Consider the following 14,162-nt stretch of genomic DNA (forward strand, 5'->3'; position numbering starts at 1 on the left):
ATAAGGTGTTATTAAGAATATCTTGATAATACTTCTAAATTAAGAACCCACTTTGAGTGGGTTCTTTTTTTTGGAGATAACTATTAGTAAATTAACTTAGTACTTATTAAGGTTAAGGTAAAAATAAAAAAGACCTCTAAATATTCAATTCAGAGGCCTTCAATCTTTTATTCTTAGTAAAGCAATCAGTCTTTTAGATCAGGAATATTTTTAATTTCACCCATCGCTTTTAACTGTTTAGAAAGCTCACGGCGTTCTTTAGACAGGTCTGCATTTTTAATAATGTAATCGTCAACACGATCATCATAGTCACTGCGCATGTTCGCAATAATACCCAGTACATCTTCAATTGACATACCCGGTTTAATGTATTCACTTAAGTTGTCTAACAAAAGAACACGTTTTTGGTTATCACGGATCTTTTTCTCATTGTCAGTGATCTCACGACGGATTTTGTTTTTACGACGATACATACGCACAAACTCCAGTACGTTTTGGAAAGACGGCTTGTTTGCGTTATCCATTTCCTACACCTTTACAATTGATATTTAAGATAAATAGTTCTGTTTAAGATTATCGCTTAATCGTGTCAATAAACAAGCAAAGTTTACAAATTTAATTGATTTTACTTAATTAACAATTAATTAGGATGATATATTAATAAATATAGTCAACATTCTTTAACCCGTAAATGTTCACTTAATTAATGATAAGAAAATGGCTACACATTTTTACTGGTAGCCTAATCGACACAACAAAGGATAAATTAATGAGCAACTAAATAAGTTGTGCTTTATTTTTATCTTCATGTTGTAAGCCATCAAGTTGCTGTAACGCTTTCGCATCTGAACGCAAAAATACAGCTGAGAGAAGTGTTGTCCCTATCACAATACATCCCATCACCATATAAGTTGGTGCAAACCCAAAATGATCATACCCATAACCAGCCAATGGAGATAATAATGTCGCAACAATAGAGCTCACACATTGAAAACCGACTAAATAAAGTGTTGAAGATAAACGTTTATCAAAATGTTGGCTGTTATATTTAAAAATTGAAATTAATAAAATCGGCAGTTCAACAGCATGTAATAATTTCATACAAGAGATCAAGACAGGCCCTTCGACTAGTCCTGAGCCAATAATACGTGCAGCCATAACACTGCTTGCCAGTAATAAGCCGTTTTTAGCACCTATTCTATTTACAAGGAAAGGCGCGATAAACATACCACCAGCTTCTAAGAATACCTGCAATGAATTCAGATATCCGTACATCTCATTCCCCTGCTGTAAGGTCGCAAATTGCGATGAGAAGAAGACGGGAAACTGTTGGTCATAAACCCCATAAACACAAGTGCCAATAACAAACAAAATAAGTGCCCAAAAACGAGGTAATGAAAGTAAATTCAGTGCATCTTTTATAGTGATAGCCGATGTTTTTCCATGCTCTAATTGATTAAATGCGTCTGATTTATCAGTTTTTAACAGCGCTAAAAGAATTAAGAACACAACACCAGAAATAGAAGCCATCACAAAATTGTAATTAGGATCGATATTTATATTGTGTCCTGCAATAAATGTTGCAGATGCCCAACCCAATGATCCCCACATTCTTGCCCTACCGTATTCAAAACCGCGAATACGACTAACACGCTCTGTATATGACTCTAATACGCCAATACCTGCGTTAAAAGTCATACCTACATATAAGCCCCCTAAAATCGATCCAACAAAAATATTCCAACGTAATATTGATGCGAAACCTAGAAAAAATGGTCCAGAAAGAATAAGTAATACTGCAATCACTAATAATAAATTCTTTCTTAGCCCTAATTTATCTTGAATAAAGCCATATAAAGGTTGAGCACATAATGCAATCAAAGAAATAGCAGAGAATATTAATCCCGTATCAGTCGCTTTTAATCCTACATACTGATTTAACCAAATGGAAACTAATGAAAATGATGAAGACCAGGTAAAAAAGAAGAAAAATAACAACGCGCTTAAGATCGCATAGTATTTTTTTGAGTCTTTGTTCATTTGTTGAGCGCCTTATAAAGTCATTTCACCTTTAAATGTTAACGTTAACTTTTGGATTCACAAACAATTATGTCGCTTTAATGTGATATGAAGCACATAAGTTAACGTTAACAATTTAAGTTATGTGTTCTGGATCTACTTTCTTCTTTTATCTTAGTGGCTTAGTGTTAAAGATACAAATAAGTACTCTTTTTAGAAAAAAAGCCTACATTTATATTCTATCACTTTCAAATAAAACCATTTGCATAGGATATTTCACGTTTACCACATTATGGTTTACCATGGTTTCAATTAAACCCAATACAACTCATTGAGTAATGATTGAAAAAATCATCAGTAAATTTACGGTAGGAAACCTTGTCTAATTCAGCGAAAACGTCCACATTTTACATCCATGACTACGAGACCTTTGGTACACACCCAGCGCTAGATCGCCCTGCTCAATTTGCGGGTATAAGAACTGATATGGATTTCAACATAATTGAAGATCCTCTCGTTATTTATTGCAAACCTAATGACGATTATTTACCCCATCCCGAAGCGGTAATGATCACGGGGATCACCCCACAAATTGCGGCAAAAAATGGGTTAATTGAAGCTGAGTTTACGCGTCAAATTCATCAAGCTTTTAGTCAACCTAATAGCTGTATTATGGGTTATAACAACCTTCGATTTGATGACGAAGTAACCCGTAATATCCTTTATCGTAATTTTTATGATCCTTATGCCTATAGTTGGCAAAAAGGAAATTCTCGGTGGGATTTGCTCGATGTTTTACGAGCCTGTTATGCACTGCGTCCAGAAGGTATTGTTTGGCCTGAAAATGAAGACGGTTTCCCAAGCTTTCGTCTAGAGCTATTAACCAAAGCCAATGGCATCTCTCATGAGAATGCACATGATGCAATGTCTGATGTCTACGCCACCATTGCGATGGCAAAAAAATTGAAACAAGCTCAACCGCGTATGTTTGATTATTTCTTCAATTTGCGCGATAAACGTAAAGTTCAGGCGTTAATTGATATTCCCGCCATGACGCCAATTGTACATGTTTCAGGTATGTTTGGTGCGGCTCGTTCTAATTTAAGTCTTGTAGCACCATTGGCATGGCACCCTGATAATCGTAATGCTGTTATTGTGTGCGATTTATCTGCGGATATATCCCCGCTATTAACCTTAACATCAGACCAATTACGAGAGCGTTTATATACGCCACGCAGTGAATTGGCAGTTGATGAACCCCCTGTTCCAATTAAATTGCTGCATATTAATAAATGCCCTATTGTGGCTCCACAAAATACATTAAGACCACAAGATGCAGATAGAATTGGTTTAGATGTTGATACTTGTTTAAACAATCAAGCCATTTTATTTTCACATCCTGAAATACGTAATAAAGTCGTAGAACTCTTCGCTCAACAAACTCCTTTTGTTGTCTCTGACGATGTTGATTCTCAAATTTATAATGGCTTTTTCAGTGAAAATGATCGTAGTGCGATGGAAATTATTCGCTCAACGCAACCACAAAATTTACCTGCTTTAGATTTAACATTTGAAGATGCGAGAATGGAGCCGCTATTTTTCCGTTATCGTGCGAGAAATTATCCTTCTACTCTCAATTATGATGAGCAACAACGTTGGTTAGCACATAGAAAAGAGATGTTAACACCAGAGAAGCTGAATGAATATATCAATACAATCCAGCTATTAGCAGAAAAATATAGCGATAACGAAGAGAAACTAAAACAACTACAAGAGCTTTATCTATATGCTCAAGATATTGCAAGTTAGACAATAAGATAAAAGGCAGGTTTTATCCTGCCTTTCTTTTTAACTTAATAAACACGACACAAAGCGATTATTTTTTGGTTTCAATACTTTCAGTTTTAACCTCAGAGTGAGCCTGCCCACATCCACACTCTTCTCCCCAATATTTCAATTTCGAGGTTTTACCTATACCTGGGTTCATACTATTGGTTGGATCGTTATGTTTATAGAACGCTTTTAATTGAGGCTTGGCATAATACATATGACCTACATTATGCTCTGCGGGATACTCTGCCCCACGTTTATCTAATAACGCTAACATTTCTGCTTTTAGCGCCTTCGCATCAACACCTTTTTTAATAATGTAGTCTTGATGCATAACGTGACACATAAAATGTCCACAATAGAGTTTATAAAGTAATTTGCTTTCTATTTCTGGTGGTAATTTTTCAAACCAATCTCTGTCATTACGGCGCAATGCAATATCTAATGGCAATACATCTTCTACGTCATTCACATGTACAGCGTGATAACGGACAGCAGCACCGGCAGCGGCAAAACGATGCAAAAAGGCTTTATTTCCCTCTTCTTCAGTACATTCGAAATAATCACCTGAAGCTTGTTTAAAGTATTCTTTTAAATAAGTTGCAGCTTCTTCAATTCCATCATCTGCCATTCTTAACATGAGATGATGTTCATATTTATCACGAAAGTCTGTCATGCGCTCTGGTAAATGAGCAGGCCATAATTTGCTCATAAACTGCATGGTTCTATCCACCAGATTTTTAGGTAAAAAAGGAACTTTATTTAATACCGCATCTACTCGCCCTTTTACGGCAAATAATATTGGCATTTTATCTGTGCCTAATTTATCAATCACCAAAAACGTATCTTTTCCATACACTTCAGCCATTTTATAATAGCTTCTATGCATATATTCCCCAGCAACAGGTAATTTTTTAAAATGACTTAAGATATGACGACGAATATCTTCTAGTTCGTCCGGATTATTAGTACCAATATAAAAGACTTGAGTACGATGATCCGCAGGGAATGTATCTAATCGCACAGCAAATACAGATAATTTACCCGCACTACCCGCAGCCTCATATAAACGGCGTTCATCATTATTAAATCGAGAAGGCGTATTGGCATCTACATCACGCACACGTTCATGATATTCATGATCAGAGGCTAATTTCTCTGTCATTTGTATCTGATCCTCGTGATAATGGCGATTATCTAAATTGGTTAATATTTCTTCTGGAGTCTCGCCTAAATCAATACCTAAATGGTTAACTAATTCAGCTTCGCCCTCTTCATTCACACGAGCATATAGTGATAATTCGGTATAAGCAGGCCCTCGACGAACTAAAGCTCCGCCGGAGTTATTACAGATCCCGCCAATAACAGAAGCACCAATACAAGACGAGCCAATAACAGAGTGTGGTTCACGCCCCAATGGCTTCAATACTTTTTCTAAATGCCACAGCGTACTACCAGGAAAGGCAATAACTTGATTATGCTCTGAAAGAACCTGTATTTTATCTTGGCGCAATGTACTAATAATCACGATATCTCTATCATAATCATCACCATTAGGTGTCGAACCTTCGGTTAATCCCGTATTCGCCGCTTGCATAATAATAATTTTATCAGCTTCAACACAGGTTTTAAAAACACGCCATTGTTCTAATAAGTTGGCAGGAAATACAACTGCTAATGCCTTGCCTTGTCCTGAACGAAAGCCTTTACGATAACGTTCTGTTTTATGTGCTTGTGTTAATACCTGTTTTTTACCAACAATACTTTCAAGTTTACGAATAAAATGTTGATTTACAGAGCTATTACTCTCATTCATTTTCCCTATCCTATTCCTGTCTTGTCTGATTAATTTGTATTTTGCTCGCTTTTATTATTACTCATAAGGCTACGTGCAAAATATAAACTTATCATTTATATAACTGCTTTTATACAGCTATTCATATTTCCTCAAAAAACAACATATTTTATGTCCAGCCATTTTTGTTATTTAAAAAAATTTTTGATATTTATTTCTTAAATAGAATATAGATAAGCCTCAATTTGCTATTTTATTCTATTATTAGCTTTTCTCTTGCTAGCCGCTCCCATGCTCGGCAACTTCGACTTTTATAACTATTTTTATTATTTGCTAATGCCAATTGATATGACAATGTAGGTTTAATAACAGGAAGTACCACTAAATCATCAATGGGATTTTTATTACACATACTTCCAGGCAGTAGCGTTACACCTACACCCGCTTTTACCATCGCTATAATTAAATCTAAATGATTACTACGTCCTGCAATAATAGGCTTTGTATTATAAATACCGCAGGCACTATAAACTAAATCATTAATACGAAAATCTTCAGAGAAAAAAATAAACGGTTCATTAATCAACTCTTTAAAATGTACTTCTTTTTTGATGGCCAAAGGATGTGATGGAGAGACTAATAGCATCAAGCTTTCTTCTGAAAAAGGTGTTAATTCAAATATGTCATTATTAAAAGGTAATACTACGGCCGCTGTTTCCACTTTTCCCTCTATCATTGCTTCTGCCATTTGTTTAGTTCCCAATTCAAATATTTTTAGTTCAACCTGAGGGTGTAGAGAACTAAATGCCATAATAATATCGGCAAAATACGTCGAAGCTATTACCGGAGGTAATCCCACATTTAATGTCCCTGTCAATGGCCCTGACTTGTCTTGTATCGCTTTATTCATACTATTAAATTGTGCGAGTATTTTTTTTGCATGTTCAAAAAGTATCGCGCCATCATCCGTTAACCTTACGCCATCGACTTCTCTTACTAATAAAATAACACCTAATTCATTTTCTAATTTTTTAATACTACGACTAATTGCAGGCTGAGTAATAAATAGAGCATCAGCAGCTCGGCTAAAGCCATTTAATTGGACGACTTCAACAAAATAACGTAATGCACGAATATCCATTAGTCACATTTACCTTATTACATTTAGTTATACCACCAATAATAATAAACCATTTCATATTGATTTATATCTGCGGTAAAACATTAAACATAATATAAATGAATAACCCTGTTTTTACAGATTATTATTCTGATATTCTGGAGATAATATGAATAAGACTGTTGTTGAATATATGCTAAACCGACTATATAACTTAGGTATAAGTGATGTCTTTGGTGTCGCTGGCGATTATGCCTTTCCTATAGAAGACACGATTTGTAATAGCAATCATCTGCGTTGGATTGGTAACTGCAACGAATTAAATGCAGCTTACGCCGCTGATGGTTATGCCCGAATTAAAGGTATGGCAGCGTTATCGACAACATTTGGTGTTGGTGAATTAAGTGCGATTAATGCTATTGCAGGCTCTTATGCAGAAAATCTACCTATTTTTCATTTAGTTGGTATGCCAGCAAGTGGTGTACAAAAAAGTAAGCGCCTTGTTCATCACACATTAGGTAATGGCGATTTTGATATTTTCTATCAACTAGCCCAACGTCTTGCTTGTGCTCATGCAATATTAACGCCTGAAAATTGTATTACTGAAATGGAGCGCTTAATTGCGACAGCATTAAAAGAACGTCGTCCTGTTTATATTGGCTTACCATCTGATTATGCTGTTATGCCAGTGATAGAAAATACACTTGTTACCACACCGAAAAAACCAATAAGTGATAAAGAAATACTAGAAAAAGTAGTATCACTCATTATTGATAAGCTTACACAAAGCAATAATATCTGCGTATTACCCGGTATTTTATCCGCACGTTTAGGGTTATCAGATAATGTCCAAGCCTTTATTGATAAAACAGGTTTACCTTATGCCACTATGTTTATGGATAAAAGCATATTAAGTGAATCTAATACTCAATATATTGGGATGTATGATGGACAATTAATGACACCTGATGTCAGAGAGTTTGTCGAAAATAGTGAATATGTATTAGGGATCGGAGCAATGATGACCGACTTTAATACGGGAAGTTTCACAGCCAATATTAAACCAGAACAATTTATCAACATCATGCCAGAATATGTAGAAATTGATTCTGTTATCTACTCTTCTATTTATATGGAAGATATTCTCTTTGAGCTGACAAAACGACTACCGAATAAAACTTATCATCAGATAAAAGCTAAGGGATTAGAAGACGCTATTTTATCTGATAACGGTGAAATTACAGCTCAATACCTCTACCCTCGATTAGAGAAATTCTTTAAACCTAACGATATTATTATTGCTGAGACAGGTACGTCATCAATGGGATTAGGTTTTGCTCTATTACCAGAAGGTGCTCAGTTCCATAACCAAACATTATGGGGTTCTATTGGTTGGGCAACACCCGCATCATTTGGTGCCGCACTTGCCGCACCTAACAAACGAGTTATTTTAATTACAGGCGAAGGCTCACATCAATTAACCGTACAAGAGATTAGTCAATTTGTTCGTTTTGGATTAAAGCCGATCATCCTTATTTTAAATAACGATGGTTACTTAATTGAACGATTATTATGTGATTACCCTGAAGCTTATTATAACGATCTTGCTCAATGGAATTATCATCAATTACCTAAAGCTTTTGGTGCAAAAGATTGGCATTGTGAGAAAGTCACAACGATAGATGAATTAAATAAAGCGCTTGAAGTGGCAGAATCAACAGATAGTGCCTCTTATATCGAAATAGTAACAGAGCGATATGAAGCTTCTGAATTAGCTAAAAAATTGAAAGAATCTAAAAGCTCATTATATTCATTCTAATATAAATGGATAAAATGATAAATTAAATTTTTAGACAGAATAAAACGGACAAAAGATTAGTTTTTATTCATAATAATTAGATTATAAATAAATTAAATAATCAGCATGAACTAATATTTATTTTAAATATATAGAACATGCTGATATTCTATCATTATCTAGCCATTATTATATTTAAATTATTGCATGATATTAATAAATACAATATAAATTAGCTCCAACGTTTTTTGGAAACTATGGCTTATTTTATGAAAAATATTGTAATACCTACCTCGTTAAGTTTCTTTTTTTTATTTTTTTCGAATTCATCATGGTCTGAAATAGATATTTTAGAAACCAAACAACATATTATTGATCAACGCAATAATTGGTTGGAAGATATCAAAAATGGTATCATCACAGCTCCCCCTGAAAAAGGGTCAAAAACAGCCGAACTAGATAGAATAATAAGTAATAATTATCAAACAATCTCTGGCGAACGAAGAAAACTAGCAGAAGTTGATAAGTCACAGACACATTCTTATATTTTTAATACCTATGCCAATATTTTATTTGGCGATAATGCTAAATCAATTAATTTTAGCGATATTCAAGCTTACCAAGATCTGAATATATTACATAACTCAGGGATATATGCTTATGATCCAAACAAAAAAAGAGTGCGCTCGATAGATTTTATCTTAAAAGAACTTTTTTTACGTGGCCGACCTTATCAAGTGATTGATAATGAAGGTAATTACTTTAATAATTACACCAATATAACAGGTTCATCTTACCCAAGTGGACATACATGGAATGGATACAAACAAGCTGCTGTTTTATCGATATTATTCCCTGAAAAGGGCAGTGAAATGTTTGCCCGAGCAATAGAATATGGTGAAAGCCGAGTTATTGTAGGGGCACATTTTGCAACAGATACCATCGCTTCGAGAATAGGAAATTATTACCTGTTATCACAAATGCTTGCAGATGATGACACAACTCGAACTTTTGTTAAGCTTGCCAAAGAAGTCCGCCAGAATGTCGCTAATCAGTGTAAAAATCAAAATTGTTTAACCACACCTAAAAAAATAACTAACGATGATGCAGGTTATTATGGAACAAAAGATCCTGAAACTTCATCGCTCATTTCTCCCAATCAAATACCCAGTTCGTCCAACAACTTACTGCGTTTACGTTTTGCATATTTAACCAAAGAGCAGAGGCAATCTATTTTAGCAAGCACAGCCTACCCGAGTCATTCTTTAGCGGGTTGGGCTTCAAATGAAAATGTTCCAGATTCTAATTGGGGATTAATTAATCTTCCTAAAGCCTATAATGGGCCTTCATATTTTTATAATCATTTTCTTGTTAATCAAACAACTAATGAATTTGACTTCGCTGAGTTTGGTAAATTTGATGAATGGAAAAATGATATTAGTGGCCCTGGTAAATTAATCAAACAAGGCGATGGTGCATTAATCTTATCTGGTAATAACTATTTTGCAGGCGTCGAGGTTAATCAGGGAAATTTACTCCTTATAGGCGAAAATCACTATTCAAAAAATTCTTCCATCAATGGTGGCACATTGTTACTTGAAGGAAAATTAAATTCATTACTGGATGTTAATAAAGGAACGTTGCTATTAAATGATGGGAGCATAAGTTCTCAAGTCAATATCAATGACAAGGGTACACTTGCTGGTAAAGGAAAAATTAATAAGCTAGAGGTGAATTCAGGAGGCATCGTAGCACCAGGCCACTCAATTGGTACACTTAATATAGATGATACTGTGATTTTTAATGCTGGCAGTCACTATCTGGTTGAAGTAAATTCACAGGGTGATAGCGATAAAATAGTGAGCCTCGGCACAGCGATACTTAACGGAGGAACAGTTAATGTATCTCTTGAAAATAATAGAAATCTCCTCACAAAAGACAATGTTCAGAGTCTATATAACACAAAATATACTATTTTAATGGCAGATAAAGGTATTAGTGGTAAATTTGCTGATGTTAACCCAAACTACCTTTTTGTAGGAACAACACTATCTTACGATCAGAATGCAGTAATATTGAATGTCGGAAGAAATAATACTGCTTTCTCCAGCTTGGCAAAAACAAAAAATCAAGCATCAATCGCGAATGCAATAGATGCATTACCTTCAGGGCATCCTGTTTATGAAAGCATTGTCGGAATGGATCTAAAAAATGATGTCCACTATGCCTTTAATGAATTAACTGGCCAAATTCATGCCGATGTTTTATCTAATCAACTCAACAGTAGCCGACAAATAAAAGAAACACTCCTTTCTCAGGTTAAAAACGCTGAAACACTTAATGGTGAAAAAGAAACTGCAGACAATAAAAGTAATGTCTGGGCTAAAACTTTATATAATTGGGATGATAACTCAAGTGATGGTAATGCGAATAACTATGATGCTTCCACCTATGGCGTACTATTAGGTGCAGATCAACATTTTAATAACGATAAAATGTTGCTTGGTATAGCAACAGGTTTCACCAAAACCTCGCTCTCTGGCTATAACAGTCACGCAAACAGCGAAAATTACCTTTTATCATTTTATAGTGGCTATGATTTTAACCATATCAAGCTACGTGCAGGTGTATCGAATACGTTTCATCGTGTTCATACGTCAAAAACGGTCAACTACATCGCGCAATCAGATAAAAATAAAGCGAATTACAATGGGAATACCAGCCAGATATTTATCGAAGTAGCTTACCCAATAACTCTCTCGGACACACAATTAGAGCCTTTTGTTAATTTAGAATACGTCAAAACAAAAAACGCTGCCATTAACGAGCAAGGAGATCGTGCTGCCTTACAAGCCCATTCACAAAGTTTAGATTCAACCACATCTATCACAGGATTGCGTTTAAATAACAAATTGAAAATTAACAATAAATTTAATATTTCTCTGTATGGCGAACTAGGTTGGTTACACCAATACAACGATGTGGAACGAGGTATCAATTTACGTTTCACCGATACCCAACCAACATTTACTGCTAATAGCGTTGATACAGCACGGGATGCTCTTGTAGTTAAAGCAGGAACAACTATCCAAATAAATGAAATATCAAAATTATCAATCGGATATAGTGGATTGACAGCAAAAAATCAGCAAGATAATAGTATTGATATGAAATTCTCTATCGCTTTCTAACTAATGATGTATTTAAAGTGGATGATTTGCAAAAATGAGCGTGCGCTGAATATCACTTTCAACACTATTGCCTTGAATTTGGTTTTTTACTTCATTGGCAAGATAAGGGGCTGAGCCATTAGCAATCGCGGTGACAATGTTATTGCCCATCATACCTTGCGTAAATGCGGTAACGGCTTGGATGGCACGGGTATATTTACCTCCTGTGCCAAAGTCAGACTGATTGGTATAGTCCTGTAAACGTTGTTGGAAAAGGTAATTTTGAACGTCACGCTCGGTAACGTTCTCGTGAGTTTCAGAAAGGGCTTGGTAGAGATTGGTCGTAATTTAGATTTGAAAAACCAGCACTAGAGGGTTAGTACAAAACTGTGAACATCTAACTAACTATTCTAGATGAGTAACTGAATGAGTTTAATGTTACTCCCCCTCATATGCCAAGCCAGACTGTTAATAATCCAGTTGTCTGAAAAATGAGGTAGTCATACAAGACTCAGTGTGGCGCTAGTTTTTTTTGTAAAAATATTAGTGTCTTTTATATTCAAGATAACTGACTAAGCAAGCTACTATACTAAAGAAAAAACCAAATCCCATTCCCAAACATATATAATCTATAACATTCTCTTTAGTAATAGAAAAAAGACTATCTTCTATTGGGTAATTGTATATTAATTCTACTAGAGTTTTTATTATTAATAGAGTAAAAAAAACCATAACAGAGAATGCAATCCAAAGTAGAATAAAATATTTAAACAATTTCATATCGCATAACAATCCAAACAACTGTTCCAACACTGCTACCAATCAAGCCACCTAGTTTGATAGAATTCACCCAATCTAATTGATTTATACTTTTATCTGTTAAAAGCCATTCTCCTGATAATGATAAAAAAGAGAAAAATAAACCATATATAAAAATCATAAAAAATAAGGAATATATTGAGAGTTTCATTAATATGCACCTTTATCTAATTCTAAATAATATTGCTGTTCATTGTTAATCTCTTTAATATCCTTATTTTTCATAATATATCGTCCTAATAAACTACCACTTAGCTCTAATTCAAATGAACCAGCAGCCCCACCTACAATCCCTGGGAGAGGACTTAATTTAAAACTTTCTGTCATAAAATTTGAATATTTGTACTTTTCTGCATACTGTAATGCATAACGACTTGCAGACATTCCAAAATGTTCTTTTATTAATTTTGCCTCCCAACGATTAACTAATACTGTTGTTAGACCATAACCCGATGTGGCCCCAAAAGTGGCTGAAACAACAGCAGCTTCTGAATTTTCGCCTGCAATCTTACTCCCTAAATAAGCACTACCTGCGTTTAATTGAACATTGGAATGTAGATTTCGACCTGTTCCTGTCCAACCGGTAAAGCCGGCTAGTCCGAAGCTCAGATAATCAAATTTATCTCCAGCATTATCATTGTAAACCTGTACACCTGCATTTGCGCCCATACTCAATCCAGTTCCTATCAGTTTAGCCTCCGCTGAGGCGGCTGAATTAAATAATGCCCTACCACCTAGGTACAATCCGAATACATTTTCTGGCTCTCCAACAAAGGAGGCAAATCTGTCCCAGTTATCTGAGTGTTTATTAGCAAATTCAACATCCTGATTATTAATATACAATACAGCATTTCTGACATCTTCATTATCTAAAGAACCATAAAGCCATGTTGGTCTCTCGGCTGCCGAAATTCCTCCATTCAGCTTGAGCCTTTCATAGCCAGCAGTGCATTCTAATGAGTTTCTTTGGCATGCCTTTCTAAATTCTTCTGAATTTTTTCCTTGAATTGTGGCGTACTTGTCAATAATAGGCTGACAATTCTCACCAGCTGCTTTACATATTGTTATTTTTTTATCAAACGCACGAGCCTCATCAAAACTCAGATAGTTATTCTCAACCACCACTTTCCCGGCTTGGGCGGCATTGGCAACGCCTGCGCTATTATCGCTAATTAAACCACCGGCAATGCCTGAAGCTAACGTTGCCCATGCACTTATATTTTGCTTTTCAGACTCAGTCAGTTCTTCGGGCGTTTTGCCATAAAGTGAATGCGATAAAATACCCACCGTTTCACCGGTCATCGCACCCGTGGCTTGTGCTGCCACATTTTCACCTTTTGCCAATGCAAGACCGGCATTGAGTAAACCGTGGGCAAGCGTGCGCTGAATATCACTTTCAACACTGTTACCTTGAATTTGGTTTTTTACTTCATTGGCAAGATAAGGGGCTGAGCCATTAGCAATCGCGGTGACAATGTTATTGCCCATCATACCTTGCGTAAATGCCGTGATAGCTTGGATGGCTCGGGTATATTTACCGCCCGTACCAAACTCAGACTGGTTGGTATAGTCCTGTAAACGTTGTTGGAAAAGGTAATTTTGAACGTCACG

General features: G+C 35.5%; 10 protein-coding genes. 3 read left to right on the top strand and 7 right to left on the bottom strand.

The window, feature by feature from the left end; genetic code table 11:
- Positions 1-185 precede the first annotated feature (185 nt).
- Entirely contained in the window at positions 186-524 is a 339-nt protein-coding gene (tmaR, locus tag CUB63_RS06490; RefSeq protein ID WP_006537261.1) for a PTS system regulator TmaR, read from the bottom strand.
- A 253-nt stretch (positions 525-777) separates the two neighbouring features.
- Positions 778-2,040, bottom strand: coding sequence for an MFS transporter (locus CUB63_RS06495; RefSeq protein ID WP_109847706.1), 1,263 nt, complete (start codon positions 2,038-2,040; stop codon positions 778-780).
- Between the two features lie 357 nt (positions 2,041-2,397).
- Here CUB63_RS06495 and sbcB point away from each other — a divergent pair, with 357 nt between their 5' ends.
- Complete coding sequence (gene sbcB, locus CUB63_RS06500) at positions 2,398-3,828, top strand: exodeoxyribonuclease I (protein ID WP_109847707.1); 1,431 nt, start codon at positions 2,398-2,400, stop codon at positions 3,826-3,828.
- Positions 3,829-3,895: 67 nt separating this feature from the next.
- Here sbcB and dld read toward each other — a convergent pair whose 3' ends face one another.
- Entirely contained in the window at positions 3,896-5,665 is a 1,770-nt protein-coding gene (dld, locus tag CUB63_RS06505; protein WP_109847708.1) for a D-lactate dehydrogenase, read from the bottom strand.
- 232 nt (positions 5,666-5,897) lie between these two features.
- The gene (locus CUB63_RS06510; protein ID WP_072062723.1) at positions 5,898-6,785 is read right to left on the bottom strand and encodes a LysR family transcriptional regulator; all 888 of its coding nucleotides are present in this window, start codon (positions 6,783-6,785) and stop codon (positions 5,898-5,900) included.
- A 148-nt stretch (positions 6,786-6,933) separates the two neighbouring features.
- On the opposite strand from CUB63_RS06510, the gene CUB63_RS06515 reads away from it, so the two are divergent.
- Together CUB63_RS06515 and CUB63_RS06520 are read left to right on the top strand one after the other, a co-directional pair.
- Positions 6,934-8,583, top strand: coding sequence for an alpha-keto acid decarboxylase family protein (locus CUB63_RS06515; protein WP_109847709.1), 1,650 nt, complete (start codon positions 6,934-6,936; stop codon positions 8,581-8,583).
- Positions 8,584-8,831: 248 nt separating this feature from the next.
- Positions 8,832-11,753, top strand: coding sequence for an autotransporter domain-containing protein (locus CUB63_RS06520; protein ID WP_232240052.1), 2,922 nt, complete (start codon positions 8,832-8,834; stop codon positions 11,751-11,753).
- A 12-nt stretch (positions 11,754-11,765) separates the two neighbouring features.
- On the opposite strand, the gene CUB63_RS17500 is transcribed toward CUB63_RS06520, so the two are convergent.
- From CUB63_RS17500 to CUB63_RS06535, 3 genes are all read right to left on the bottom strand, one after another.
- Positions 11,766-11,903 carry a hypothetical protein gene (locus CUB63_RS17500; protein ID WP_157955976.1) on the bottom strand — a complete coding sequence of 46 codons (138 nt, stop codon included), beginning with the start codon at positions 11,901-11,903 and terminating at the stop codon, positions 11,766-11,768.
- A 595-nt stretch (positions 11,904-12,498) separates the two neighbouring features.
- A complete protein-coding gene (locus tag CUB63_RS06530; protein WP_109847711.1) occupies positions 12,499-12,702 on the bottom strand; it encodes a hypothetical protein in 204 nt (67 codons plus the stop codon).
- Positions 12,702-14,162 (bottom strand): VENN motif pre-toxin domain-containing protein (locus tag CUB63_RS06535; protein WP_157955977.1); only part of this gene is annotated, 1,461 nt, incomplete at its 5' end. The genes CUB63_RS06535 and CUB63_RS06530, both read right to left, overlap by 1 nt.

Origin of the sequence: Proteus penneri (assembly GCF_003144535.1) — a bacterium.
Classification (GTDB): domain Bacteria; phylum Pseudomonadota; class Gammaproteobacteria; order Enterobacterales; family Enterobacteriaceae; genus Proteus; species Proteus penneri.